Annotated in this window: 25 protein-coding genes and 2 pseudogenes; 9 read left to right on the forward strand and 18 right to left on the reverse strand. The window is 72.8% G+C overall.

The features are described 5' to 3' along the window. The first annotated feature begins 345 nt into the window (after window positions 1-345). Window positions 346-741 carry a helix-turn-helix domain-containing protein gene (locus AB0G56_RS29690; RefSeq protein ID WP_360975037.1) on the forward strand — a complete coding sequence of 132 codons (396 nt, stop codon included), beginning with the start codon at window positions 346-348 and terminating at the stop codon, window positions 739-741. On the opposite strand, the gene mutM is transcribed toward AB0G56_RS29690, so the two are convergent. From mutM to AB0G56_RS29735, 9 genes are all read right to left on the reverse strand, one after another. Beyond that, complete coding sequence (gene mutM, locus AB0G56_RS29695; RefSeq protein ID WP_360975040.1) at window positions 720-1,625, reverse strand: bifunctional DNA-formamidopyrimidine glycosylase/DNA-(apurinic or apyrimidinic site) lyase; 906 nt, start codon at window positions 1,623-1,625, stop codon at window positions 720-722. The genes AB0G56_RS29690 and mutM overlap by 22 nt on opposite strands. Before the next feature lie 123 nt (window positions 1,626-1,748). Then, window positions 1,749-2,588 (reverse strand): ribonuclease III, encoded by an 840-nt coding sequence (rnc, locus tag AB0G56_RS29700; RefSeq protein ID WP_360975043.1) that lies wholly within the window; start codon window positions 2,586-2,588, stop codon window positions 1,749-1,751. A gap of 7 nt (window positions 2,589-2,595) precedes the next feature. After that, on the reverse strand, window positions 2,596-2,769 hold the full coding sequence (gene rpmF, locus AB0G56_RS29705; RefSeq protein WP_007493396.1) for a 50S ribosomal protein L32: 174 nt from the start codon (window positions 2,767-2,769) through the stop codon (window positions 2,596-2,598). 2 nt (window positions 2,770-2,771) lie between these two features. After that, the gene (locus AB0G56_RS29710; protein WP_360975046.1) at window positions 2,772-3,422 is read right to left on the reverse strand and encodes a DUF177 domain-containing protein; all 651 of its coding nucleotides are present in this window, start codon (window positions 3,420-3,422) and stop codon (window positions 2,772-2,774) included. 179 nt (window positions 3,423-3,601) lie between these two features. Continuing rightward, entirely contained in the window at window positions 3,602-4,747 is a 1,146-nt protein-coding gene (locus tag AB0G56_RS29715) for a cell division initiation protein (RefSeq protein WP_360975049.1), read from the reverse strand. A 99-nt stretch (window positions 4,748-4,846) separates the two neighbouring features. Further along, on the reverse strand, window positions 4,847-5,326 hold the full coding sequence (coaD, locus tag AB0G56_RS29720) for a pantetheine-phosphate adenylyltransferase (RefSeq protein ID WP_360975135.1): 480 nt from the start codon (window positions 5,324-5,326) through the stop codon (window positions 4,847-4,849). 26 nt (window positions 5,327-5,352) lie between these two features. After that, window positions 5,353-5,940: a 16S rRNA (guanine(966)-N(2))-methyltransferase RsmD gene (gene rsmD / locus AB0G56_RS29725; RefSeq protein ID WP_360975052.1), complete on the reverse strand. Its 588-nt coding sequence runs from the start codon at window positions 5,938-5,940 to the stop codon at window positions 5,353-5,355. Window positions 5,941-6,019: 79 nt separating this feature from the next. Further along, entirely contained in the window at window positions 6,020-8,272 is a 2,253-nt protein-coding gene (recG, locus tag AB0G56_RS29730; protein ID WP_360975055.1) for an ATP-dependent DNA helicase RecG, read from the reverse strand. 114 nt (window positions 8,273-8,386) lie between these two features. Continuing rightward, on the reverse strand, window positions 8,387-10,258 hold the full coding sequence (locus AB0G56_RS29735; protein ID WP_360975138.1) for a DAK2 domain-containing protein: 1,872 nt from the start codon (window positions 10,256-10,258) through the stop codon (window positions 8,387-8,389). A 267-nt stretch (window positions 10,259-10,525) separates the two neighbouring features. On the opposite strand from AB0G56_RS29735, the gene rpmB reads away from it, so the two are divergent. The 3 genes and pseudogenes from rpmB to AB0G56_RS29750 all read left to right on the forward strand — a co-directional run. Further along, window positions 10,526-10,711, forward strand: coding sequence for a 50S ribosomal protein L28 (gene rpmB / locus AB0G56_RS29740; protein WP_003993230.1), 186 nt, complete (start codon window positions 10,526-10,528; stop codon window positions 10,709-10,711). Window positions 10,712-10,831: 120 nt separating this feature from the next. After that, window positions 10,832-12,682: pseudogene (locus AB0G56_RS29745) on the forward strand (BTAD domain-containing putative transcriptional regulator); the annotation flags it as partial. A 3-nt stretch (window positions 12,683-12,685) separates the two neighbouring features. Next, window positions 12,686-13,139 (forward strand): annotated as a pseudogene (locus AB0G56_RS29750) (FAD-dependent oxidoreductase); the annotation flags it as partial. Here the strand turns inward: AB0G56_RS29750 and thiD are convergent. Continuing rightward, on the reverse strand, window positions 13,124-13,933 hold the full coding sequence (thiD, locus tag AB0G56_RS29755) for a bifunctional hydroxymethylpyrimidine kinase/phosphomethylpyrimidine kinase (protein WP_360975058.1): 810 nt from the start codon (window positions 13,931-13,933) through the stop codon (window positions 13,124-13,126). The pseudogene AB0G56_RS29750 and the gene thiD sit on opposite strands and share 16 nt — an antisense overlap. Continuing rightward, a complete protein-coding gene (locus tag AB0G56_RS29760) occupies window positions 13,930-14,895 on the reverse strand; it encodes a thiamine-phosphate kinase (protein WP_360975061.1) in 966 nt (321 codons plus the stop codon). The genes thiD and AB0G56_RS29760 overlap by 4 nt, the downstream gene beginning before the upstream one ends. Window positions 14,896-15,113: 218 nt before the next feature. Here AB0G56_RS29760 and AB0G56_RS29765 point away from each other — a divergent pair, with 218 nt between their 5' ends. Further along, window positions 15,114-15,347, forward strand: a complete 234-nt coding sequence (locus AB0G56_RS29765) for an Lrp/AsnC ligand binding domain-containing protein (protein ID WP_360975064.1) — start codon at window positions 15,114-15,116, stop codon at window positions 15,345-15,347. A 21-nt stretch (window positions 15,348-15,368) separates the two neighbouring features. After that, window positions 15,369-15,854 carry a DUF3515 domain-containing protein gene (locus AB0G56_RS29770; protein ID WP_360975067.1) on the forward strand — a complete coding sequence of 162 codons (486 nt, stop codon included), beginning with the start codon at window positions 15,369-15,371 and terminating at the stop codon, window positions 15,852-15,854. A gap of 165 nt (window positions 15,855-16,019) precedes the next feature. On the opposite strand, the gene AB0G56_RS29775 is transcribed toward AB0G56_RS29770, so the two are convergent. From AB0G56_RS29775 to AB0G56_RS29785, 3 genes are read right to left on the reverse strand one after another with little or no spacing between them, the layout of a single operon-like run. Next, window positions 16,020-17,177, reverse strand: a complete 1,158-nt coding sequence (locus AB0G56_RS29775; RefSeq protein WP_360975070.1) for a D-alanine--D-alanine ligase family protein — start codon at window positions 17,175-17,177, stop codon at window positions 16,020-16,022. Window positions 17,178-17,235: 58 nt separating this feature from the next. Beyond that, complete coding sequence (locus AB0G56_RS29780; protein ID WP_360975073.1) at window positions 17,236-18,255, reverse strand: NAD(P)H-dependent glycerol-3-phosphate dehydrogenase; 1,020 nt, start codon at window positions 18,253-18,255, stop codon at window positions 17,236-17,238. Continuing rightward, complete coding sequence (locus AB0G56_RS29785) at window positions 18,252-19,112, reverse strand: lysophospholipid acyltransferase family protein (protein WP_360975076.1); 861 nt, start codon at window positions 19,110-19,112, stop codon at window positions 18,252-18,254. Before AB0G56_RS29785 ends, AB0G56_RS29780 begins: the two co-directional genes overlap by 4 nt. 154 nt (window positions 19,113-19,266) lie before the next feature. On the opposite strand from AB0G56_RS29785, the gene cofC reads away from it, so the two are divergent. Then, the gene (cofC, locus tag AB0G56_RS29790; protein ID WP_360975079.1) at window positions 19,267-19,932 is read left to right on the forward strand and encodes a 2-phospho-L-lactate guanylyltransferase; all 666 of its coding nucleotides are present in this window, start codon (window positions 19,267-19,269) and stop codon (window positions 19,930-19,932) included. A 9-nt stretch (window positions 19,933-19,941) separates the two neighbouring features. After that, the gene (locus tag AB0G56_RS29795; protein ID WP_360975082.1) at window positions 19,942-20,145 is read left to right on the forward strand and encodes a hypothetical protein; all 204 of its coding nucleotides are present in this window, start codon (window positions 19,942-19,944) and stop codon (window positions 20,143-20,145) included. A gap of 108 nt (window positions 20,146-20,253) precedes the next feature. Here the strand turns inward: AB0G56_RS29795 and AB0G56_RS29800 are convergent, their stop codons facing one another. The 4 genes from AB0G56_RS29800 to leuC form a co-directional block, all read right to left on the reverse strand. Further along, complete coding sequence (locus AB0G56_RS29800; RefSeq protein WP_360975085.1) at window positions 20,254-20,889, reverse strand: HU family DNA-binding protein; 636 nt, start codon at window positions 20,887-20,889, stop codon at window positions 20,254-20,256. 136 nt (window positions 20,890-21,025) lie between these two features. Further along, window positions 21,026-21,256: a hypothetical protein gene (locus tag AB0G56_RS29805; protein ID WP_360975088.1), complete on the reverse strand. Its 231-nt coding sequence runs from the start codon at window positions 21,254-21,256 to the stop codon at window positions 21,026-21,028. A 276-nt stretch (window positions 21,257-21,532) separates the two neighbouring features. After that, complete coding sequence (gene leuD, locus AB0G56_RS29810; protein ID WP_360975091.1) at window positions 21,533-22,126, reverse strand: 3-isopropylmalate dehydratase small subunit; 594 nt, start codon at window positions 22,124-22,126, stop codon at window positions 21,533-21,535. Window positions 22,127-22,132: 6 nt separating this feature from the next. Beyond that, the gene (gene leuC, locus AB0G56_RS29815) at window positions 22,133-23,563 is read right to left on the reverse strand and encodes a 3-isopropylmalate dehydratase large subunit (RefSeq protein WP_360975093.1); all 1,431 of its coding nucleotides are present in this window, start codon (window positions 23,561-23,563) and stop codon (window positions 22,133-22,135) included. 188 nt (window positions 23,564-23,751) lie between these two features. On the opposite strand from leuC, the gene ndgR reads away from it, so the two are divergent. Then, complete coding sequence (ndgR, locus tag AB0G56_RS29820) at window positions 23,752-24,468, forward strand: IclR family transcriptional regulator NdgR (RefSeq protein ID WP_028425251.1); 717 nt, start codon at window positions 23,752-23,754, stop codon at window positions 24,466-24,468. The last annotated feature ends 18 nt before the right edge of the window (window positions 24,469-24,486 follow it).

Here is a 24,486-nt window from a genome sequence, read left to right on the forward strand (position 1 = left end):
CCCGCCCGCGGATGCATCTCATATGAAACTCACTCGATCGAGTGACACGGACTGAGCGTGACGGCCGAAGGGACGCCGCGCGAGGTGCCCGCGGGCGGCCCGGTGCGCGCGGGCGGCCCGGTGCGCGCGCCCGCCGCGGAGCCGGGACCAGGGGAGGAAGGCCGCGGCATCTGGGACGCCACCGACGCTCGGACGCAGGCCACGCCGCCACGGATCGCGTCGGCCCGGGGCGCACCGGGCGCTCGGGGTCTGGGCGGCGGCCGCCCTCGGAGTGGTCGCGTCCGTGCACTTACTCCGGGTTAGCGCAACCTGCCGGTATGCGCTGTGCTCGCGTACGCTCGAGACATGACCGCCACACAGGAGCGCACCGAGGAGCAGGACCTCCCGTACAACGTGTTCGCCAGGCTGTGCCCGTCGCGCGGCACGCTGGAGCACGTCACCGGACGCTGGGGAGCGCTCGCCCTCGGCGCCCTTCACCAGGGTTCTCTCCGCTTCAACGAGCTGCGCCGCCGCGTCGACGGGGTGAGCGAGAAGATGCTGTCGCAGACCCTTCAGGCGCTGGAGCGGGACGGGCTGGTGCACCGCGAGGCCCAGCCGACGAACCCGCCGCGCGTTGACTACGAGCTGACCCCCCTCGGCCGCGAGGTGGCCGGACGGTTGCTGGACCTCATCCACTGCGTGGAGGACCGGATGGACGAGGTGCTGGCGGCGCGCGAGGCCTACGACGCCCGCCGGGCCTGACGCGCGGCCCCTGACGGACCGGGCGCGGGGCGGTTGCGCGGGGCGGGCTGGCACGTGGGGCAGTAGTAGCTGGAGCGGTTCATCCAGGGACGGCGGCGCATCGGGGTGCCGCAGCGACGGCAGGGCAGGCCCTCGCGGCCGTAGGCGTCCAGGGAGCGGTCGAAGTAGCCGGACTCGCCGTTGACGTTGACGTAGAGGCTGTCGAAGCTGGTGCCGCCGACGGCGAGGGCCTCGTTCATCACGTCCCTGATGTGGCCGAGGAGTTCGGCCGTGCGGGGGCGGGTGAAACCGGCGGTGGGGCGTTCGTAGTGCAGGCGTGAGCGCCACAGGGCCTCGTCGGCGTAGATGTTGCCGACGCCGCTGATCAGCGACTGGTCGAGCAGGGCGCGTTTCACGGTGGTGCGCTTGCGGCGCAGGGCCTGGTGGAAGGCCTCGTCGTCGAACAGTGGATCGAGGGGGTCACGGGCGATGTGCGCGATGACGTCGGGCAGGCCGTCCGGGGTGTTGTCGTGCAACGAGAGACCGCCGAAGGTGCGCTGGTCCACGAAGCGCAGTTCGGTGCCGAGGGAGTCGGCGAACCGGACGCGGATGCGCAGGTGCTTCTCGTCGGGCGCCTCGTGCGGCTGCACCAGCAGCTGGCCGCTCATGCCGAGATGGGCGAGGACCGACTGGTTGGTCTCCTCCAGCGGCAGCCACAGGTACTTGCCGCGCCGGCGCGGCGCGGCGATGTGATGGCCCTTGAGGCGGTGCGCGAAGTCGTCGGCGCCCGCGAGGTGCCGGCGGACGGCACGCGGGTGCAGCACCTCGACCTCGGCGACGGTGCGGTGGGCGACCCACCGCTCCAGTCCGCGGCGGACGACCTCGACCTCGGGCAACTCGGGCATCGGGACCCCCGTAAGGACCGTGACCGTACGGTCCGGTGGACGAATCCGAGCGCCCGTCCCGAGCCGGGGGCTCAGGGCGGGCGCTCGGTCACGCTGTGCGGCTTGTGCCGCTGGTTCTGACGGTCAGGCGGGGGCGGACGACGTGTTGCCGTCCTGGGCGGCGGCCTGTTCGGACGCCTTGGCGCGCTCGTCCGCGGCGGCCTGGATGGCCCGCCAGGCGGACTCGGCGGCCTGCTGTTCCGCCTCCTTCTTGCTGCGGCCGGTGCCGGTGCCGTACGAGACGCCTCCGACGCGGGCGGCAGCAGTGAAGGTCTTCTCGTGGTCGGGGCCGGTTTCCGTGACCAGGTACTCGGGGACGCCGAGTCCTTCGGTCGCGGTCAGCTCCTGGAGTGACGTCTTCCAGTCCAGGCCGGCTCCGAGGTTGGAGGACTTCTCGATCAGCGGGTCGAACAGGCGGTGCACCAGTTCGGAGGCCGCGTCGAGGCCCTGGTCGAGATAGACCGCACCGATCACCGCTTCGAGGGTGTCGGCGAGGATGGATGCCTTGTCCCGGCCGCCCGTGCCCTCTTCACCGCGGCCGAGCCGGATGAAGGAACCCAGGTCGAGTCCGCGGCCCACTTCCGCCAGCGCACGCGAGTTGACCACCGCGGCCCGCAACTTGGCCAGCTGGCCTTCGGGCAGGTCGGGGTGGGTGCGGTACAGCGTGTCCGTGACGACGAGACCGAGGACGGAGTCACCGAGGAACTCCAGCCGCTCGTTCGTCGGCAGGCCGCCGTTCTCGTACGCGTAGGAACGGTGGGTCAGCGCGCGCACCAGAAGGGCGGACTCGAGCTGGTAGCCGAGCCGCCCTTCCAGAAGCGTGTGGGACGAGGTCGTGTTGTCCGACGGAGCGCCCCCGCGTCGGCGGGGAGCGATGGCGTCGGCGTCAGCCGCCTTCTTGGCAGTGGACACGGTGCCTCTCACCAGCCGCTCAGACCTCGAGGACCTGGCGCTTGTTGTAGGTGCCGCAAGACGGGCACGCGATGTGCTGCAGCTTGGGCTCGTGGCAGCGCTCGCACGCAACCAGGGTGGGGACCGCAGCCTTCCACTGCGACCGGCGGTGGCGCGTGTTGCTGCGCGACATCTTCCGCTTCGGAACAGCCACGGCTACTTCTCCTGCTTCTCGTCGACGCCCGCTTCCGCGTCAGCGCCGCTCATCTCGTCCTTCTCGCCGTCCGACGTGGTGCCGGCGAGTCCCTGCAAAGCCGCCCAACGGATGTCGACGGCGTCGTGATGGTGGTCCGGGTCGTCCGCGAGCCGCGCTCCGCACTGGGAACACAGGCCCGGACAGTCTTCCTGGCACACCGGCTGCATCGGCAGTGCGAGCACCACCGCATCGCGCAGCAGAGGTTCGAGGTCGAAGAGTCCGTCCTCGAGGAGGAGCCTGTCCTCGTCGTCCTCGGCGTCGTCGCCCGGTTCCGCGATCACGCGGCCCCGGTCGTCGGCGTCAGGGTACGAGAACATCTCCTGGAAGTCCGCTTCGAGCTCCAGCCCGACCGGCTCCAGACACCTTACGCACTCCCCCTCGGCCTGTGCACGGGCGGTGCCTGTGACGAGCACACCTTCCATGACCGACTCGAGTCGGAGTTCGAGCTCCATCGGGGCGCCTTCCGGCACTCCGATCACTCCGTGGATACCGAAGTCCCGGGGGGCCGGGACCTCACGGGTGAGGCGCTGCAGCGCGCCAGGCCGCCGCCCCAGCTCATGCGTGTCGAACACGAGAGGGTTGCGGTGGTCGAGGCGGGAGCTGTGAGCCATTCCTGCTTTCGGTTTCCGAACTCGGAGGGACGCCGCCTCGGTGGTGTACCCGGGCAGCGCTGACCGCGCACTTACGCGCGACCGAAGAGCCAGGATACTTGACCTTTGGCTCTCGGCCCAATCCGGCCCCGGCGGGCGGACCGGGGCGAACGGGCAGCACGGGTGGAGGCGGCCGGGAGCTACAGGCCGCGGCCCTGCTCGTAGGCCCGCAGCTGTTCGGCGCTGATCATGCCGGTGTCGAAGAGGCTGGTCTCGTCGAGCGCGTACCCCTGGTGGGGCTGGTCCTGCTGGGGCTGCTGGGGCTGCTGGGGCTGGTGAGCCTGGTGCACCTCGTGCGCCTGCTGGGGCTGGTGCGGGTCGTAGGCGCCGGTCTGCTGGGCGTCGTAGCCCTGGAAGGCGGCGCCTCCCGCCGGAGCGTAGCCGGGGGCGGAGGAGTAGGGATCGGCCTGCTGGTAGCCGTAGGGGTCGGCCTGCTGGCCGCCGTAGCCCTGCTGGTAGCCGCCGCCGTAGGGGTCGGGCTGCGCGGGCTGCTGCTGGTAGCCGTAGGCCGGCTGCGGCTCGTACGCCGGCTGCTGCGGTCGCTCGGCGGCGGGGGCGGCGGGGCTCTCGGTGAGGTCCGCGAGGCCCGCGAGGTAGTCGGCGTCGCTGGAGTGCTGCACGGTGGATGTGTCGTCGGCGAGGGCGCCGAGGTCGTCGGTGGCGATCCGGCCGTGCAGCTTCTGCCGTCCGCGGCCGACGGCCTCCAGCGTCTTGGCGAGCACGGCCTCGAAGGCGCCCAGCTTGGCGTCGACGTAGGCGTCGGCGTCGCGGCGCAGCGTCTCGGGGTCGTGGCTGCGCTCGGGGGCGTCCTCGTCCTCGTAGCCGTCCTCGTTCAGGCCGGGGCCGGTGCCGAGCAGCTTCTCCCGGCCGCGCCCGACCGAGCCGAGGGTCTTGGTGAGGACCACCTCGAAGTTGGCGAGCTTGGAGTCGACGTAGTCGTCGGCCTCGGCGCGGACCTCCTCGGCCTCGCGCCGGGCCTCGGTGAGGATCCGGTCGGCCTCGGCCTGGGAGCGGCGGGCGACCTCGGTGTCGGAGATCAGCGAGCCGCGCTCGGCGTGTGCGGTCTCGATGATCCGCTCGGCCTCGCGCCGGGCCTCCTCGACCATCTGCTCGCGGTCGCCGATCAGCTCCTGGGCCTGCGCGAGCGAGCCGGGCAGCGCCTGGCGCACCTGGTCGAGCAGCGCGAGCAGATCGGCGCGGTTGACCACGCACGACGCCGACATGGGCATGGACCGGGCGCCGGAGACCGTGGTCACGATCTCGTCGAGCTTCTTCTGCACGTCCACGGTGTGCTCGCCACTCCCTACCGATGTGCGGGTAACGGACGGGACGACTGTACGACCATGGGGCAGCCGCCGGACACCGGGTGACGGGCCGTCAGGACGTCACTTCTCCTCCAGCCGCGCGGTCAGCGCCGCCAGGACGACGTCGGGCACCAGGTGGGCGACGTCGCCGCCCCAGGCCGCGACCTCCTTGACCAGGGAGGACGACAGGAAGCTGTAGGTGGGGTTGGTCGGCACGAAGAGCGTCTCGACGCCGGAGAGGCCGTTGTTCATCTGGGCCATCTGCAGCTCGTAGTCGAAGTCGCTGACCGCGCGCAGGCCCTTGACGATGGCGGGGATGTCGCGCTGCTTGCAGAAGTCGACGAGGAGGCCGTGGAAGGACTCGACGCGGACGTTGCCGTAGTCGGCGGTGACCTGGCGGATGAGGTCGATGCGCTCCTCGATCTCGAACAGGCCCTTCTTGGACTGGTTGATCATCACCGCCACGTAGACCTCGTCGTACAGGCGGGAGGCGCGGGCAATGATGTCGAGGTGTCCGTTGGTGATCGGGTCGAACGACCCGGGACAGACGGCGCGGCGCACTTGAGATCCCTCGCTCTCCGGTCCGGTCATCGTGCGTCTTCGCACGTAGAGGCGGCGCGACCGTACCAAAACGTTCCCTCGCCGTAGCGGCGGGACCGGATGGCGTCGAAGCCGGGCGGCCACCCGAACTCGCCGCCTCTGGTGCTGCGCTCCACGGTGACGAGGGCCCCCGCGACGAGCCACCCCTGCGAACGGAGTGTGAGCAGGATCTCCCGAAGATCGTCGTCGGAGACGGTGTACGGCGGGTCGAGGAAGACGATGTCGTACGGGTCGGCCGGGGGCGGTGACTGGACGACCTGCTCCGCCCGGGCCGCCCTCACCTCGGCGCCGGGCAGGGCGAGGGACTTCACGTTCTCCCGGACGGTGCGGGCGGCGCGGGCGTCGGCCTCGACGAGGAGGGTGTGGCCGGCGCCGCGGGACAGGGCCTCCAGGCCGACGGCGCCCGAGCCCGCGTAGAGGTCGAGGACCCGTTCACCGTCGAGCGGGCCGCCGAGCAGGGACTGCCAGGTGGAGAGCAGGCCTTCGCGTGCGCGGTCGGAGGTGGGCCGGGTGCGGCCTCCCTGCGGGACGGCCAGTCGACGTCCGCCGGCCCTGCCGGCGATCACGCGGGTCATCTGAGGTCCTTGGTTGTGAGCGGCTTTGCGTTCAGTGTGGCTGGTCGCGCCGTTCGGCGCGTCCCTGGGTCGGTGGTGTTCAGCCCTTCTCCAGGTACTGCTCCCTCTCCTCGTCCAGCAGGGCGTCCAGGGCCGTGCGCAGGCCCGGCAGGTGCTCCAGGCCGGGGTCGGCGGCGACCACCGCGGCGGCCTCCTCGCGCGCCTCGGCGATGATCTCCTCGTCCTCGATGACGGCGAGCACCCGCAGGCTGGTGCGGGCGCCGGACTGGGCCTGGCCGAGGACGTCGCCCTCGCGACGCTGTTCGAGGTCGATGCGGGACAGTTCGAAGCCGTCGAGGGTGGCCGCCACCGCGTTCAGCCGCTGGCGGGCGGCGCTCGCCTCGGGCATCTCGGTGACCAGCAGGCACAGGCCGGGCGCCGAGCCGCGGCCGACACGTCCGCGCAGCTGGTGCAGCTGGGAGACGCCGAAGCGGTCGGCGTCCGTGATCACCATCACGGTGGCGTTGGGGACGTTGACGCCGACCTCGATGACGGTGGTGGCGACCAGGACGTCGGTGTCGCCCGCGGCGAAGCGGCGCATGACCGCGTCCTTGTCGTCGGGTTGCATCCTGCCGTGCAGCACCTCGACCCGCAGGCCCTCCAGGGGGCCCTTCGCGAGCTGGTCGGCCACGTCCAGGACGGCGAGCGGCGGGCGTCTGTCGGCCGTCTCCGCGGACTCGGCGGACTCCCCCGCCTCCGCGGACTTCCCCGGCTTCTTCCCGGCGGTCCTCTTCGGGTCGTCCTCCTCGTCCCCGATGCGCGGGCAGACGACGTACGCCTGGTGGCCGGCGGCCACCTCCTCGCGCACCCGCTCCCAGGCGCGCGCGAGGAAGTGCGGTTTGTCGGCGGCCGGGACGACATGGCTGGCGATGGGCGAGCGGCCGGCCGGGAGCTGGTCCAGGACGGAGGTCTCCAGGTCGCCGAAGACGGTCATCGCGACCGTACGCGGGATGGGTGTGGCGGTCATGACCAGCAGGTGCGGCGGCTGCTTCCCCTTGCCGCGCAGGGCGTCGCGCTGCTCGACGCCGAAGCGGTGCTGCTCGTCCACGACGACGAGTCCCAGGTCGTGGAACTGGACCTTGTCCTCGATCAGCGCATGCGTGCCGATCACGAGGCCGGCCTCGCCGGTGGCCAGGTCCAGCAGCGCCCGCCGGCGGGCGGCGGCACCCATGGACCCGGTGAGCAGCACCACTTTGGTGGCGTCCTCGGCCCCGCCCAGCATGCCCCCTTCGGCCAGCTCGCCCATCATCTCGGTGACCGACCGGTGGTGCTGCTGGGCGAGCACTTCGGTGGGCGCGAGCATCGCGGCCTGCCCGCCCGCGTCGACGACGGCGAGCATGGCGCGCAGGGCGACCAGGGTCTTGCCCGAACCCACCTCGCCCTGGAGCAGCCGGTGCATCGGGTGGTCGGTGGCGAGGTCGTCGAAGATCTCCCGGGAGACCTTCTGCTGGCCGTCGGTGAGGGTGAACGGCAGCCGGTCGTCGAAGGCGGCGAGGAGACCGTCGGGGCGGGGGCGGCGGGCGACGGCCGGGAGCTGGGCGTCCGCGTGCCGCCTGCGGGCCAGGGCGACCTGGAGGACGAAGGCCTCGTCCCACTTCAGGCGGGCGCGGGCGTCGGCGACGTCCGCCTTGGTGTGCGGGCGGTGGATCTTGAGCAGGGCCTCGGGGAGGGTGACCAGGCCGCGCCCGGCGCGAAGGGTGCCGGGCAGCGGGTCGACGGCCTCCTGGGCGCTGGGCAGGACGGTCTGGACGGCCTTGCCGATCTTCCAGGACTCCAGTTTGGCGGTGGCCGGGTAGATCGGGATGAGGGCGCCCGCCCAGGACTCGACGGCCTCCTCGGTGTCGCCCTTGAGCAGTTCGTAGGCCGGGTGGGCCAGCTGGAGCCGCCGGTTGAAGACGGAGACCTTGCCGGCGAACATCGCGCGCGTGCCCGGCAGGAGGTCCTTGTGGGGTTTGTGCACGCCGTTGCCGAAGAAGACCAGCTGGATCCGGCCGCTGCCGTCGGTGATCGTCACCTCCAGGCGCTGGCCCTTGCCGCGCGGCGCCCGCGAGGAGGCGAACGTGTGCAGTCGGGCGTCGGCGACCTGGGCGACCACCGTGACGTGCTCGTCCATGGGGAGGTCGGCGAGGTGGGTGAGCTGGCCCCGCTCCTCGTATCTGCGGGGGTAGTGGTGGAGCAGGTCGCCCACGGAGTGCAGGCCGAGGTGCTCGGCCATCACCTTCGCGGTGGCGGGGCCGAGCACCGACTTCAGCGGTTGTCGCAGGGGTTCTTTCAGCGCGGGCACGAGATCCATTGCACACCACGGCACTGACAATGCCGTAGACCTCCTGGCCTCGGGGCCGTGCAGGTCCTGGCAGGACCCCGGCCGCCGGGGCCGAGCCAGGGCCCCGGCCGTCGGAGCGTGCCGCTACTCGACGCCGACGAGCAGCAGCGCGCCCTGCCGGCCGCCCCGGTAGACGACCGTGTCGACGGCCAGGCAGGTCTCGCGGACGTGGGCTTCCAGATGGTCGGCGACGGTGTCCGGGACCTCGTCGCCCAGGACGAGGGTGACCAGTTCGCCGCCGGCCGCGAGCATCCGGTCCAGGACGGTGCGGGCGGTGGCGGTGACGTCGGGGCCGATCACGGCCACGTCGCCGTCGACGAGTCCGAGGACGTCACCGGCCTGGCAGATGCCGGCGCTGGTCCACGACCGGTGCTCGGCGACGGTGACCTCGGCGTGGCGGGTGGCGCCGGCCGCCGAGGTCATGGCGACGACGTCCTCGTCGAAGCGGCGGCCGGGCTCGTGCACAGCCAGGGCGGCGATGCCCTGGACCGCCGAGCGGGTCGGGATGAGGGCGACGCGGATGCCCTCGCCGCGGGCCTGCTCGGCCGCCGCGGCGGCGGTGTCGCGCAGTTCGGCGTCGTTGGGCAGCAGGACCACCTCGCGCGCGTGGGCCCGCCGCAGCGCCTCCACCAGCTCGCCGCTGGCCGGCGGCTCCCCGGGGCGGGCGAGCACCGTGGTCGCCCCGGCCTCGGTGCACAGCGCGGCCAGGCCCTCGCCGGGGACGACGGCCACCACGGCACGCTGGGCGGGCTCGCGCGGCGGACGCTCGGCGGCGCCCGCGGTGTGCACGTCGCCCGCGCCGAAGTGGGTGATCCGGATCCGGTGCGGGCGGCCGGCCTCCACGCCCGCCTCCACGGCGGCGCCGGCGTCGTCCACGTGCACGTGGACGTTCCACAGACCGTCGCCGCCGACCACGACCAGGGAGTCCCCTAGTGCGTCGAGCCGCTGCCGCAGCCGGGCGACGGCGCAGTCCTCGGCCTCCAGGAGGTAGATCACCTCGAAGGCCGGGCCGCCGCTGCCGGAGGCGGAGCCGGTGGGCCCGCCGGCGGGGGGCGGGCAGGGGGCGGACGGCACGGCGGAAACCGGCCGACCGGACGGATCGGGCAGGGCGGGCGAATCGGACGGTCCCGGCGTCACGGAAGGCGCCGAAGCCGGGGACGACGGGGCCGGGGCGGTTTCCGTCGCGCGCGCGTGCGGCACCGCCGGGCGGTCCCCGTGCGCCCTGGCCGGCGCCTGTCCGGCGCCTCCCGCCCCCGGATGCTGCCCGGCCGCCCGCGCCGCCCCCCGGCCGGCGGGCGTCTCGCCCGTGAACGTCTCCACCAGGGCCGCGAGGACGGCCACCAGCCCGCGTCCGCCCGCGTCGACCACCCCGGCGCGCTCCAGGACGGCCAGCTGGCCGGGGGTCGCGGCCAGGGCGGTGCGCGCGCCTTCGTAGGCGGCCCGTGCGACCGCCCCGCAGTCACCCTCCGTGCCGGTGGCCGCGTCGGCGGCGGCCGAGGCGACCGACAGGACCGTGCCCTCCACGGGGTGGGCCACGGCCTGCCGGGCGGAGTCGGCGGCGCGTCGCAGGGCGAGCCGCAGCCCGTGCCCGTCGGTGCGGGCACTGGCGCCGTCGGCGGCGAGCACCTCCGCCATGCCGCGCAGCAGCTGGGCGAGGATCGTCCCGGAGTTGCCGCGCGCGCCGATGAGCGCCCCGTGCGCCATCGCCCGCGCGGCCTCGGCGAGCGAGGGGCCGCCGGGGGCGGCGCCGCCCGTCTCGTGGCCCGCGAAGACGGCCTCGACCGCGGCGGCGGCGGACTCGGCGGTCAGGTAGAGGTTGGTGCCGGTGTCGCCGTCGGCCACGGGATAGACGTTGATCGCGTCGATCTCCTCGCGCGCCCGTCCCAGGGCGCGCAGGGCCAGGCCGCACCAGGTGCGCACCGCCGGCGCGTCGAACGTCTGCGCCACCTGCGCCACCTGCGCCTCCTCGATCTGCTGGGCCGGACGGCAGCGTAGACCCAGGGGCGGCGTCCGCCGGAAGAGGGCCGGGGCGGGCCCCTGAGCCGCCATGGTAGTTTCGTTGTACGGGAGCAGGCGTTGTATGCTGCTCCGGTTGCCCGATCCCGATCGGGCTCTTCCCCCTGGCACCGCCACTCAGATTCAGCGTGCTCTCCGAGCCTCCGGATCCTGATCCCGGCATGCCGGGATCAACCGTAAGTGCATCTGAAGTCTTTGGAGTGACCCGTGGCTGCCAACTGCGACGTCTGCGGCAAGGGGCCGGGCTTCGGCAACAACATCTCGCACTCGCACCGCCGTACGTCCCGTCGCTGGAACCCGAACATCCAGCGTGTGCGTACCGTGGTGGGCGGGACGCCGAAGCGCGTGAACGCTTGCACCTCGTGCATCAAGGCCGGCAAGGTCTCGCGCTGACGCTCAGCTGAGCGCGCGGCCACTGCCGGTTCGCTGCACTGAGCCGGTCCACCTCAGGTGGGCCGGCTTTTTGCCGTACCCGGGCGCCCGGCACCCCGCCCGCCTGCCAGAATCCGGGGAATGCGCTTCGGCATCCTGGGCCCGCTGGACATCCGCACCGACGACGGGACCCCCCTCGACCCCGGCGGCCCGCGCCCCCGCGCGCTGCTCACGCTGCTGCTCCTGGACGCGGGCCGCGCGGTCACCACGGAGCGCCTGACCGACGGCCTCTACGGCGCCGAGCCGCCCGCGGGCGCGGCCAACGCCCTCCAGTCGCAGATCTCCCGGCTGCGCAGGCGCCTCGCCCCGCACACGAGTGTCGAGGCCGTCGCCGCCGGCTACCGGATCGCCGCCGCCGCCGACACCGTCGACGCCCACCGCTTCGAGTTCCTGGCCGGTGCGGGCCGTACCGCCCTCACCTCGGGGGACCCCGCGCGCGCCGCCGGCGTGCTGCGCGAGGCGCTCGCCCTGTGGCGTGGCCCGGCCCTGCCGGACCTGCCCGACGCGCACGCCGAGACGGCCCGTCTGGAGGAGCTGCGGCTGGCCGCCGTACAGGACCGCGTCGAGGCGGACCTCGCGCTCGGCGGCGGTCCCGCGCTGGTGCCGGAGCTGCGCGCGCTGCTGGCCGCGCACCCGCTGAGCGAGCGGCTGCACGGACAGCTGATGCGGGCCCTGCACCTGGCCGGGCGGCCCGCCGAGGCGCTGACGGCGTACGAGCGGGCCCGGCGCATCCTCGCCGACGAGCTGGGTGCGGACCCGTCGCCGGAGCTGTCCGCCCTGCACCTGGACCTGCTGCGCGGGCAGGACCCCGAGCCGCGCGCGAGGGGGCTGCCCGCGCAGCTGACGCGGTTCGTCGGCCGGGACGCCGAACTGGCCCGTATCGCCGCCCACCTCACCGACCCCGGTTCGCGCCTGGTCACCCTCACCGGTCCCGGCGGGGCGGGCAAGACGCGGCTCGCGATCGAGGCGGCCCGGACCCACGGCGAGGCGTGCCTGGTCGAGCTGGCCCCGCTGGCCGAGGGCGCCCGGATCCCGTACGCCGTGCTGACGGCCCTCGGGATACGGGAGGGCTTCCGCACCCCCACGACCGACGTCACGGACCGGCTGCTGACCGCCCTGGAGGAGCGCGAGGTGCTGCTGGTACTGGACAACTGCGAACACGTGATCGAGGACGCGGCCCGGATCGCCGGACTGCTGCTGGGCTCCTGCCCCGGGGTGCGGATCCTCGCCACCAGCCGGGAGGCCCTCGGCATCACCGGTGAGGTGCTGGTCGCGGTGGCGTCGCTGCCGCCGGAGCCGGCCGAGCGGCTGTTCCTGGACCGGGCGCGGGCCGTGCGGCCCGGTTTCACGGGCCACCCGCGCCTGCCCGACATCTGCCGTGCCCTGGACGGGCTGCCGCTGGCCATCGAGCTGGCGGCGGCCCGGCTGCGGACGCTGGAGCCGCAGGAGCTGGCCGACCGCCTGGACGACCGGTTCCGGCTGCTGAACCGCGGTGACCGCACCAAGGCGCCCCGGCACCGCACCCTGCGGGGCGTCGTGGAGTGGAGCTGGGACCTGCTGGACGCCGAGGAGCGGGAGCTGGCCGCGCGGCTCAGCGTGTTCTCCGGCGGCGCCACGGTCGAGGCCGTCCAGGCCGTCTGCCAGGTGCCGTACCCGGAGGACCTGCTGGCCTCGTTGGTGGAGAAGTCGTTCTGCGAGGTGTCCGGCGGGCGTTACCGGATGCTGGAGACCATCCGCGCGTTCGCCGCGGAGCGGGCCGCGGCCGGCGGGGAGCCGACCGGGCTGCGGGACGCGCACGCCGCGTACTTCCTGCGGCTGGCCGAGCGGGCCGAGCCCTGTCTGCGCGGGGCCGGGCAGTTGCCCTGGCTGGCCGGGCTGACCGCCGAGCACGCCGACCTGGACACGGCGCTGCGCCACCTCGCCCGCCGGGACCACGCGGGGGGGCTGGGAGACTCCGCGCGTCCTGGAGGCGCTCGGCGAGACCGACGACCTGTACTTCGACGCGATCGCGCAGATCCATGTCGACCGGCTCACCGAGGGGCGGGTGGCGCTGCTCGGGGACGCCGGGTACGGCGCCACCATGGGCGGCATGGGCACGGGTGTGGCGGTCGTCGGCGCCCATGTGCTGGCCGGTGAACTGGCCCTCGCGGGCGGCGATCACCGGGTGGCGTTCGCCGCGTACGAGCGCCGGATAGGGGACTTCGCCAGGGGCTGCCAGAAGACCTCGGGCAACGCGGGCCCGTTCTTCGCGCCGCCCACCGCGCGGCGCATCCGCAGCCGGGACCGGATGTACCGGCTGCTCGCCTCGCGGATGCTGGGCGGCTTCTTCAAGCGGCTCACCGAGAAGGCGGCCACCGCGATCGAGCTGCCGGACTACCCGGCGGCGTGAGGCTCCCGGAACCTCCAGCCGTGGTCCACGGGGCCGATTCCGCCGCCGAGGGCGAACCCGGCCGCGATCGCCCCGGTGACGTAGGCCTTGGCGGCCGTCACCGCCTCGGGCACGGACTGCCCCTTGGCGAGCTGCGAGGCGATCGCGGAGGCCAGGGTGCAGCCCGTGCCGTGGGTGTGCCGGTTGTCGTGGCGCGGAGCGCGCAGCCAGTGCTCCTCACGGCCGTCGGTGAGCAGGTCGACGGCGTCGCCGGCAAGGTGGCCGCCCTTGATCAGCACCCATGCCGGCCCGTACTCCAGTACGGCCGCGGCCGCCTCGCGCAGCTGCTCCTCCGACGTGACCTCGACGCCGGTCAGTTGGGCGACCTCGTCCAGGTTCGGGGTGGCCACGGTGGCCGTCGGCAGCAGCTTGGCGCGGACCGACTCCAGGGCGGAGGCGGCCAGCAGCGGATCTCCGTGCTTGGAGACGCCGACGGGGTCGACGACCACCGGCGCGTCCGTCCCGGCGAGCAACGCGGCGACCGTCTCGACCAGTTCCGCCGAGGACAGCATCCCGGTCTTGACCGCCTGGACGCCGATGTCGTCGACGACGCTGCGGTACTGGGCACGGACGGCCGCCGCGGGCAGTTCCCAGGCGCCCTGCACGCCGAGCGAGTTCTGCGCGGTGACCGCGGTGATCACGCTCATGCCGTGCACGCCGAGGGCGAGCATCGTCTTCAGGTCGGCCTGGATGCCGGCGCCGCCGCCGGAGTCGGAGCCGGCCACGGTGAGCACACGAGGGATCGCGGCGCTCATGACTCGATGTCCCCGAAGTGGTCCCAGCCGCCCTTTTTCGTCCAGGGGGCGCCGTCGACCGTGACCTGGGGCAGGGCCGAGGGGTTGAGCACCTCGCCGATCACCTTCCAGCGGGCCGGCAGCTTCACGTCCGGGGGGAAGGTCGCCACGATCGCGTGGTCCTCTCCCCCGGTCAGCACCCACTGCAGCGGGTCGACGCCGACGGCCTGCCCGATGTCGTTCATCTGCGAGGGGATGTCGATGGCGCCGGAGCGGACGTCGATGCGGACCTTGCTGGCCTCCGCGATGTGGCCGAGGTCCGCGATGAGTCCGTCGCTGACGTCGCACATCGCGGTCGCGCCGAGCCCGGCGGCGGCGGGTCCGGCGTGGTACGGCGGTTCGGGCCTGCGGTGGGCCTCGACGAAGGCGCGCGGCGAGCGGAAGCCGCGGGAGAGCACGGCGTATCCGGCGGCGGACCAGCCCAGCCAGCCGGTGACGGCGACCAGGTCGCCGGGCTGGGCGCCCGCGCGGGTCACCGGCTCGTGGTTGCGCAGATCACCGAGGGCGGTGATCGACACCATGATCGTGTCCCCGCGGACCACGTCGCCGCCGACCACGGAGGCCCCGGCGACCTGGCACTCGTCGCGCAGGCCGTCCATCATCTCGGTGGGCCAGGTGACCGGCAGTTCGGCGGGGACGACCAGGCCGAGCAGCAGCGCGGTCGGTACGGCGCCCATGGCGGCGATGTCGGCGAGGTTCTGCGCGGCGGCCTTGCGGCCCACGTCGTACGCCGTGGACCAGTCGCGGCGGAAGTGCCGCCCCTCCAGGAGTATGTCGGTGCTCGCCACGACCCTGCGGTCGGGGGCGGCGACCACCGCGGCGTCGTCGCCGGGGCCGACCCGGACCGCCGGGGTGGTGGTGAGACGGGAGGTGAGCTCCCTGATGAGCCCGAACTCCCCGAGCTCACCAACAGTGCCCTTCATTGCCCTTACGCCCCTTCTGTCCCTGTGCGTTCCCGGTCGGGTTCCCACTCGCGCGTGCGCGCGGGCCTCGTTACGGTCGTGGTGTCCGTCAACTTCAGTCCTACCTGCGCCCCGGCGCGCGGGCCACGTCGGTCGGGGGTCTCCCCGCGGCGTGCGGCGACGCGATACCGTGGCGTTCCTTTTCCCCACATGATCCTCGTGGCCGCCCTGGAGGTTCCGTGGTACAGGCGTACATCCTGATCCAGACGGAGGTCGGCAAGGCCTCGACCGTCGCCGAGACGATCGGCGCGCTGCCCGGAGTGATCCAGGCCGAGGACGTGACCGGTCCGTACGACGTCATCGTGCGCGCGCAGGCCGACACCGTCGACGACCTCGGACGCATGGTGGTCGCGAAGGTCCAGCAAGTGGACGGCATCACACGCACCCTGACCTGCCCGGTCGTGCATCTGTAGCCCCCGTCTACCCTTGGGCCGGTGAGTTCCTTCCGTCACCGGCTGCTCGGCCTGCCCGTCGTCCTCGCCGCGCTGATCACCGCAGCGGGGTGCTCCTCGAGCGACGACCGTGCCACCGCTGCGGTTCCCAGCCCCGACGCGGCGGTCACGAAGCTGTGCGGGAACCTGGACGCAGCACTGCCGCGGAAAGTGGACGGGCTGAGCCGCGCGGACCCCCGGCCCGACTCCGCGCTCACCGCGGGGTGGGGAAGCCCGGCGATCATACTGCGCTGCGGTGTCCCCCGGCCCGCCGAGATGAACGACCCGGAGGCCGACGGCGCCGAGGTGAACGGGGTCGGCTGGCTGCTCCGGAAGCAGCCGGACGGATCGTTCCTCTTCACCACGACGCTGCGCAAGGCGTACGTCGAGGTCAGCCTCCCCGCAAGCCGTACCGGCAACGGCGTGGCCCCCCTGGTCTCCCTGGCCCCGGCCGTCAAGAAGGCGATCCCCGAAGGGATCGCCGACTGAGCGCTCCGCCGGGGCGCGGGGGGCGGGGCGGCGCCGTGGCGGTTCGGGCCGGCTGCCGGGTGCGGGTCCGTGTCCGGCTGCCGGGTGCGGGTCGTGTCCGGCTGGTCGCGCCCACGCGGCGGAGCCGCATGTGGATACCGCCCCGCGCCCCTTCGGGGGGCGCTTTCAGCGCAGGCCGGTCGAACGGTCCAGCGCTGCCTGGATGAGGCGGTCGACCAGTTCCTCGTAGGAGACTCCCGTGGCCTGCCACATCTTCGGGTACATCGAGATGGGCGTGAAGCCGGGCATGGTGTTGATCTCGTTGATCACGAACTCGCCGTCCTCGTCGAGGAAGAAGTCCGCGCGGACCAGGCCCTCGCAGGAGGCCGCCTCGAACGCCTCCACCGCCAGCCGCCGCACCTCGGCCGTCTGCTCCTCGGTCAGCGGCGCGGGCACGAGGCCGGGCGTGGAGTCGATGTACTTGGCCTCGAAGTCGTAGTACGCGTGCTCCTGCGGCGGCGGGATCTCGGCCGGTACGGAGGCGCGCGGGCCGTCCTCGAACTCCAGCACCCCGCACTCGATCTCCCGGCCGCGCACCGCGGCCTCCACCAGCACCTTCGGGTCGTGCCGCTGGGCCTCGGCGACGGCCTCGTCCAGGCCGGAGAGGTCCTCGACCTTGGTGATGCCGATGGACGAGCCCGCGCGCGCGGGCTTCACGAACAGCGGCCAGCCGTGCTCGCCCGCGAAGTCCACGATCTTCTTGCGGGCCGCCGCCTGGTCCCGCGCCCACTCGCGCGGCCGGATCACCACGTACGGGCCCACCTTGAGCCCGAAGGAGGTGAACACCCGCTTCATGTACTCCTTGTCCTGGCCGACGGCCGAGGCGAGCACGCCCGAGCCGACGTAGGGCACGCCGGACAGCTCCAGCAGGCCCTGGAGGGTGCCGTCCTCGCCGTAGGGGCCGTGCAGCACCGGGAAGACGACGTCGACCTCGCCGAGCGCCTTGGGCACCGAGCCGGGTTCGCTGTAGACGACTTCGCGGTTGCCGGGGTCGACGGGGAGCACCACGCCGCCCTCGCCGGTCTCGGCGACGTCGTCGACGCTGGGCGTGCGCCGGTCCGTGATCGCCATGCGGTCCGGGTCGTCCGCGGTCAGGGCCCAGCGGCCGTCGCGGGTGATGCCGATCGGCAGGACCTCGTACTTGGTCCGGTCGATGGCGCGCAGCACCGCTCCTGCGGTGACGACGGAGATCCCGTGTTCGGAGCTGCGGCCGCCGCAGACGACGGCCACGCGCGGCTTGCGAGGCGGCTGCCCGGGGCTCTGGGAGAGGTTCTCGGTGCTCATATCGCGATGAGAGTACCCGGTGGTAGGGCCCCGGGGCAGCGTGGGAAACGCGGGTCGCTCAGCGTCGTTCGGGCTTCGCGCTGCGCGACATCAGCTCCTTGAGGGCGTCCACCGGGGATTTGCCTTCGTGCACGATGCCGACGACCGTCTCGGTGAGGGGCATGTCGACGCCGTGCCGGCGGGCCAGATCCAGCACCGACTCGCAGGACTTGACGCCCTCGGCGGTCTGCTTGGTGACCGCGATGGTCTCCTGGAGGGTCATGCCCTTGCCGAGGTTGGTGCCGAAGGTGTGGTTGCGCGACAGGGGCGAGGAGCAGGTGGCCACCAGGTCGCCGAGGCCGGCCAGGCCGGCGAAGGTCAGCGGGTCGGCGCCCAGGGCCATGCCCAGGCGGGTGGTCTCGGCGAGACCGCGCGTGATGAGCGAGCCCTTGGCGTTGTCGCCGAGCCCCATGCCGTCCGCGATGCCGACGGCCAGGCCGATGACGTTCTTGACGGCGCCGCCCAGTTCGCAGCCGATGACGTCGGTGTTGGTGTACGGCCGGAAGTACGGGGTGTGGCAGGCGGCCTGGAGCCGGCGGGCGACCGCTTCGTCGGTGCAGGCCACCACGGCGGCGGCCGGCATGCGGGCCGCGATCTCCCGGGCGAGGTTGGGCCCGGTGACCACGGCGATGCGGTCGGTCCCGACCTTCGCGACGTCCTCGATGACCTCGCTCATGCGCATCGCGGAACCGAGTTCGACGCCCTTCATCAGCGAGACCACGACGGTGTCCGGGGCGAGCAGCGGCCGCCATGCGGCGAGGTTGGCGCGCATGGTCTGGGAGGGGATGGCGAGGACGGTGAAGTCGGCGTCGCGGGCGGCCTCGGCGGGGTCCGTCGTGGCCCGCACGGTCGGCGGGAGTTCCACGCCGGGCAGGTAGCCGGGATTGGTGCGGGTGGAGTTGACCGCCTCGGCCACCTCCGGGCGGCGGGCCCACAGGGTGACGTCGCAGCCGGCGTCGGCGAGGACCACGGCGAAGGCGGTGCCCCACGATCCGGTACCGAAGACGGCCGCCCTGACCGGCTGGTCCGGCTTGCTCACGTGCCCTGCCCCTCTTCCTGCACTTCCTGCACTTGCTGCACTTCCTGCGCTTCCTCGTGCGCTGCTTCCTGCGCGGGCCGACCGGCCGCGGGCGCGGCCTCGGGCCGGGACTGCGTCCGTCCCTGCGCCTGGGTCCTGCGGCGCTGTTCGATCCGCTCGCGGCGCGGGTCGTACGGCACGGCGGGCGCCTTCTCACCGCGGATGTGCTCCAGCTGGCGCGTGACCGCCGCCATGATGACCTCGGTGGCCTCCTTCAGCACGTCCGGGGTCATCTCGCGGCCGTAGAAGCGCGAGAGGTCCACGGGCGGACCGGCCAGCACGTGGTGGGTCTTGCGGGGCAGCAGGTTCGGCTTCTTGGCGTAGGGCGGCAGGAGTTCGTTGGCGCCCCACTGGGCGACCGGGATCACCGGGCACTTGGTCTGCAGCGCGACCCGCGCGGCGCCGGTCTTGGCGGTCATCGGCCAGCCGTCCGGGTCGCGGGTGAGGGTGCCCTCGGGGTAGAACGCGACGCACTCGCCGCGCTCGACCGCGTCGATCGCGGCACGGAAGGCGCTCAGCGCGTCCGTGCTCTCGCGGTAGACGGGAATCTGCCCGGTGCCGCGCATCGCGGCGCCCACGAATCCCTTCTTGAAAAGTCCGCTCTTGGCGAGGAATCGCGGCACGCGCCCGGTGTTGTACTGAAAGTGAGCGTAGGCGAAGGGGTCGACATGCGAATTGTGGTTCACCGCCGTGATAAACCCACCCTCGGCCGGCATGTTCTCCATTCCGCGCCAGTCCCGCTTGATCAGAACCACCAGCGGCGGTTTGCAGATCACCGCTGCGAAGCGGTACCAGAAGCCGATTCTGCGGCGGGGCACACGAACACCTTCCTCTAGGGCCGAACGAGGGGCCGGGGGGCCGCACAAGTGTCGCCCCAGGCCGCCGGTCTGTCGAGGGACACCGTACGCCCCGGCCCCCGTACGGCCCGATGGGCCAGGGAGAATGTCCGCGACGAGAGAGGGACGAACGCGCGTGCAGTGGACCTTGGTGATCCCCCTGAAGCCCCTGGCGCGGGCCAAGAGCAGACTCTCGGACACCGCCCACGACGGCGTGCGGCCAGGCCTGGCCCTCGCTTTCGCCCAGGACACCGTGGCGGCGGCGCTGGCCTGCCCCGCGGTCGCGGATGTGGTGGTCGTCACGGACGATCCCCTGGCCGGGCGGGAGCTGGCGGCGCTGGGCGCCCGGATCGTCCCCGACTCCCCGCGCGCCGGTCTGAACGCCGCGCTCGCACACGGGGCGGCGGCCGTACGGGCAGCGGGTCCCGCCCGTCGCCTGGCGGCCCTGAACGCCGATCTCCCGGCACTGCGGCCCGCGGAACTGACCCGGGTCCTCGACGCCGCGGCGGAATTCCCGCGGGCATTTCTCGCGGACGCCGCGGGGATCGGCACCACCCTGCTCGCGGCCGCACCGGATCAGGAATTGCGCCCTGCTTTCGGCACCGCCTCCCGGATCCGCCACCGGGAATCCGGCGCGGTGGAACTACGGCTCGACGCGGTGCTTTCCGTACGCCAGGACGTGGACACCGGCGACGACCTGCGCGCGGCGCTCGCCCTGGGCGTGGGACCCCGCACGGCGCGCGCGGCCGCGCGGCTGCTGGTCCCTGGGCAGCAAGGGGCGGCTGACGGACCGGGGCAGTAGGCTGCCGTCATGCAGGCCACCGCATACACGTACGACCCCGAAAGCCGCAGCGGGCAGGTGCTCCTGGACGACGGCACGCCGGTGCCCTTCGACGCGGTGGCGTTCGACGCGGGAGGCCTTCGGCTGCTGCGCCCGGGGCAGCGGGTGCGGATCGAGACCGAGGGCGAGGGCACCGGGCTGCGCATCACGCTGGTGACGTTGCAGACCTTCTGACCTCGCCGGACGCCGTCGGCCCCCCGTGAGCGGGCGAACGGCCGCCGGACACGCCGCGGGCCGGACTCCCTCGGGAGTCCGGCCCGGCGCGTGAGTACCCGGCCGCCCCTACTTGCTGCGGGCGGTCTTCTTGGCGGCGGTCTTGCGGGCGGTCGACTTCTTGGCCGGGGCCTTCTTCGCCGTCGCCTTCTTCGCCGGGGCCTTCTTGGCGGCGGTCTTCTTCGCGGCGCCCGCGGCCGTGGCCTTCTTGGCGGCGGCCGTCGTCTTCTTGGCGGTGGGCGTCGTCTTCTTGGCGGTGGTCTTCTTCGCGGCGCCCGCCGTCGTCTTCTTGGCGGCGGACTTCTTGGCGGCGGCCGTCGTCTTCTTCGCCGCTGCCTTCTTGCCGACGGCCTTGGCGATGGTGGCCGGCGGGCCCGACAGGCTGCCCTTGGGGGCCTTCTTGACCGCGATGTCGTTCTTCGGCAGCTTCTTGGAGCCGCTCACCAGGTCCTTGAAGCCCTGACCGGCCCGGAAACGGGGAACGGAGGTCTTCTTGACCCGCACCCGCTCACCCGTCTGCGGGTTGCGGGCGTAGCGGGCCGGCCGGTCCACCTTCTCGAAGGACCCGAAGCCGGTGACCGAGACCCGGTCTCCCGCGACGACCGCGCGGACGATGGCGTCCAGTACCGCGTCGACGGCGTCGGCGGCCTGCTGCCGGCCACCCATCTTGTCGGCAATCGCTTCTACGAGCTGCGCCTTGTTCACGTCTTCCCCTTCGGAGACCTGGCCGGAACGAAAGTGTTCAAGCTTTTTCGCACGTTAGGCAGATATATACCGCAAATCAAACACGAAACGGGCTAATCACCCTTGTGCCGCAACGGACTCGGCGGTCTCGGGCTGTTCAGCCTTCCCCACCGGGGATTCGGCCCTCGTCGAGGTCCGTGGTGAACCGCTCCAGACGCCTTGTCGCACCGGCGAGATCGTGCTTGGCCGCGGCCGTAATGACCAGCAGCTTCCGGGTCAGCGCCATCCGTACGCCCTCCGGGACTTGCAGTGCGCGCACTCTTGCGTGCGCTTCCTTGAGTTGGGCCGCGACCGCCGTATAGAGCTCGAGTTGGCCGTCGTTGTCCATGCACAGATTGTGCCATCTGGGGCGAGTTGTCGCCTGCGCAGGGGGCAACTGCCGCCGTCGGCGGGCTTCCTGGCGCACCCGCCCTCCGGAGACACGACCTTCGCGTACCCCGGCAACAACCGTTCTAACGTGGGACGTTGGCGCGTCGCACGGCGGCGCGCAGAGGGGGAAGGGCCCGGAAACGGCTGTACCCCCGATCGAGGCGATCGGGGGTACAGCGGGGTCTCGGTGTGGCCGAAACCCGACGTCCGGGGCGGACCTGGGAGGCCCGCCGGGTCAGACCTGGAGGGTCCGCGGCTTGAACGACGGACGCTTCGCCTCGTAGGCGGCGATCTCGTCCTCGTTCCGGAGGGTGATCGAGATGTCGTCCAGCCCGTTCAGCAGCCGCCAGCGGGAGTTCTCGTCCAGCTCGAAGGAGGCGGTGATCCCCTCGGCGCGCACCTCACGGGCCTGGAGGTCGACCGTGACCTCGGCCGTCGGGTCCTTCTCGGTCAGCTCCCACAGCGCGTCCACGATCTTCTGCTCCAGCACCACCGTGAGCAGCCCGTTCTTCAGCGAGTTGCCCCGGAAGATGTCGGCGAAACGGGAGGAGATCACGGTCTTGAAGCCGTAGTTCTGCAGCGCCCAGACGGCGTGCTCGCGGGAGGAGCCGGTGCCGAAGTCGGGGCCGGCGACCAGGACCGTGGCGCCCCGCCGCTCGGGGCGGTTGAGCACGAACTCGGGGTCCTTGCGCCAGGCCTCGAACAGCCCGTCCTCGAAGCCGTCCCGGGTGACCTTCTTGAGCCAGTGGGCGGGGATGATCTGGTCGGTGTCGACGTTGCTGCGGCGCAGCGGGACGGCCCGGCCGGTGTGCGTGGTGAATGCTTCCATGACTGATCAGACTCCAGCGGGCGTGCGAACGTCGGCGTCGGACAGGTCGGCCGGGGAGGCCAGGTGGCCGAGGACCGCGGTGGCGGCGGCGACCTGCGGCGACACCAGGTGCGTACGGCCGCCCTTGCCCTGCCTGCCCTCGAAGTTGCGGTTGGAGGTGGAGGCGGAGCGCTCGCCGGGGGCCAGCTGGTCCGGGTTCATGCCCAGGCACATCGAGCAGCCCGCGTGCCGCCACTCGGCGCCGGCCTCCTTGAAGACCACGTCCAGGCCCTCCGAGACGGCCTGCAGGCCCACCCGGGCGGAACCCGGGACGACCAGCATCCGTACGCCCTCGGCGACTTTGCGGCCCCGCACGATGTCGGCGGCGGCGCGCAGGTCCTCGATGCGGCCGTTGGTGCAGGAACCTACGAAGACGGTGTCCACCACGATGGAGCGCAGCGGCTGGCCAGCGTCCAACCCCATGTACTCCAGGGCCTTTTCGGCGGCGAAGCGCTCCGAAGCGTCTTCGTACGAAGCCGGGTCGGGGACCCGCGCCGAAAGCGGGGCGCCCTGGCCGGGGTTGGTGCCCCAGGTGACGAACGGGGACAGCTCGGCGGCGTCGATGACCACCTCGGCGTCGAACTCGGCGTCGTCGTCCGTGCGCAGCGTCTTCCAGTACGCGACCGCCGCGTCCCAGTCCTCGCCCTCCGGGGCGTGCGGGCGGCCCTGGAGGTAGGCGAAGGTGGTCTCGTCCGGGGCGATCATGCCCGCGCGGGCGCCGGCCTCGATGGACATGTTGCAGACGGTCATGCGGGCCTCCATCGAGAGCTTCTCGATGGCGGAGCCCCGGTACTCCAGGATGTAGCCCTGACCGCCGCCCGTGCCGATCCGCGCGATGATCGCCAGGATCAGGTCCTTGGCGGTGACCCCCTCGGGCAGTTCGCCGTCGACGGTGATCGCCATGGTCTTCGGGCGGGCCATCGGCAGCGTCTGGGTGGCCAGCACGTGCTCCACCTGGGAGGTGCCGATGCCGAACGCCAGCGCGCCGAACGCGCCGTGCGTGGAGGTGTGCGAGTCGCCGCAGACGACGGTGGTCCCGGGCTGGGTCAGGCCGAGCTGGGGGCCGACCACGTGCACGACGCCCTGCTCGACGTCGCCCAGCGGGTGCAGGCGGACGCCGAAGTCGGCGCAGTTCTTGCGCAGGGTCTCCAGCTGGGCGCGGGAGACCGGGTCCGCGATGGGCTTGTCGATGTCGAGGGTGGGGGTGTTGTGGTCCTCGGTGGCGATGGTCAGGTCGAGGCGGCGCACACCGCGCCCGCTCTTGCGGAGGCCGTCGAAGGCCTGGGGGCTGGTCACCTCGTGCAGCAGGTGCAGATCGATGAAGAGGAGGTCGGGCTCGCCCTCGGCGCGCCGGACGACGTGGTCGTCCCAGACCTTCTCCGCGAGTGTCCTACCCATCGCTTTCCCTCCGGCCTGGCGCACGGGGCACCGGCCCAACTAGAGATCTTGTGGTGGCGGCGCCCGCGTCCCCCTCAGGGCAGCCGCCGCCTGGCCCGCCGGTCCACGGGCCGTTGTGTCTTCCAGGGTGGCGTGTTCCACGGAAAATTGAACTTGCGTTTCACAGAGTGAGACGCGAGTATCGTTTCATGGACAACAGTAGCGGCGTCGGCGTCCTGGACAAGGCAGCCCTTGTCCTGAGCGCCCTGGAGTCCGGTCCGGCCACCCTCGCGGGTCTGGTCGCGGCGACCGGACTGGCACGACCCACGGCCCACCGGCTGGCCGTGGCCCTGGAACACCACCGCATGGTCGCGCGCGACATGCAGGGCCGTTTCATTCTCGGCCCCCGCCTCGCGGAACTGGCCGCGGCGGCCGGTGAGGACCGCCTCCTCGCCACGGCCGGCCCGGTGCTCACCCACCTCCGCGACGTCACGGGCGAGAGCGCGCAGCTCTACCGCCGCCAGGGCGACATGCGCATCTGCGTGGCGGCCGCGGAGCGGCTGTCCGGCCTGCGGGACACGGTCCCGGTCGGCTCGACGCTGACCATGAAGGCGGGTTCGTCGGCCCAGGTCCTGATGGCCTGGGAGGAGCCGGAGCGGCTGCACCGCGGCCTCCAGGGCGCCCGTTTCACGGCGACGGCCCTGTCGGGCGTACGGCGCCGGGGCTGGGCCCAGTCGATCGGCGAGCGCGAGCCGGGCGTCGCGTCCGTCTCCGCGCCGGTGCGCGGCCCGTCGAACCGCGTGGTGGCCGCCGTGTCCGTCTCCGGCCCGATCGAGCGCCTGACGCGCCACCCGGGGCGGATGCACGCCCAGGCCGTCATCGACGCCGCCGCCCGGCTCTCCGAGGCCCTGCGCCGCTCCGGCTGACCCTGCTCCGCCCCGTGC

This window comes from Streptomyces sp. NPDC021356, assembly GCF_040641015.1.
Lineage (GTDB): Bacteria > Actinomycetota > Actinomycetes > Streptomycetales > Streptomycetaceae > Streptomyces.

Excerpts from the sequence above, each read along its gene's own strand:
- AB0G56_RS29690 (WP_360975037.1), top strand. The coding sequence starts at position 346 with ATGACCGCCACACAGGAGCGCACCGAGGAGCAGGACCTCCCGTACAAC.
- leuD (WP_360975091.1), bottom strand. The coding sequence starts at position 22,126 with ATGGAAGCATTCACCACGCACACCGGCCGGGCCGTCCCGCTGCGCCGC.
- AB0G56_RS29805 (WP_360975088.1), bottom strand. The coding sequence starts at position 21,256 with ATGGACAACGACGGCCAACTCGAGCTCTATACGGCGGTCGCGGCCCAA.
- AB0G56_RS29775 (WP_360975070.1), bottom strand. The coding sequence starts at position 17,177 with ATGAGCACCGAGAACCTCTCCCAGAGCCCCGGGCAGCCGCCTCGCAAG.
- rsmD (WP_360975052.1), bottom strand. The coding sequence starts at position 5,940 with ATGACCCGCGTGATCGCCGGCAGGGCCGGCGGACGTCGACTGGCCGTC.
- mutM (WP_360975040.1), bottom strand. The coding sequence starts at position 1,625 with ATGCCCGAGTTGCCCGAGGTCGAGGTCGTCCGCCGCGGACTGGAGCGG.
- thiD (WP_360975058.1), bottom strand. The coding sequence starts at position 13,933 with ATGAGCGCCGCGATCCCTCGTGTGCTCACCGTGGCCGGCTCCGACTCC.
- leuC (WP_360975093.1), bottom strand. The coding sequence starts at position 23,563 with ATGGGTAGGACACTCGCGGAGAAGGTCTGGGACGACCACGTCGTCCGG.
- recG (WP_360975055.1), bottom strand. The coding sequence starts at position 8,272 with ATGGATCTCGTGCCCGCGCTGAAAGAACCCCTGCGACAACCGCTGAAG.
- ndgR (WP_028425251.1), top strand. The coding sequence starts at position 23,752 with ATGGACAACAGTAGCGGCGTCGGCGTCCTGGACAAGGCAGCCCTTGTC.
- AB0G56_RS29795 (WP_360975082.1), top strand. The coding sequence starts at position 19,942 with ATGCAGGCCACCGCATACACGTACGACCCCGAAAGCCGCAGCGGGCAG.
- AB0G56_RS29760 (WP_360975061.1), bottom strand. The coding sequence starts at position 14,895 with ATGAAGGGCACTGTTGGTGAGCTCGGGGAGTTCGGGCTCATCAGGGAG.
- AB0G56_RS29710 (WP_360975046.1), bottom strand. The coding sequence starts at position 3,422 with ATGGCTCACAGCTCCCGCCTCGACCACCGCAACCCTCTCGTGTTCGAC.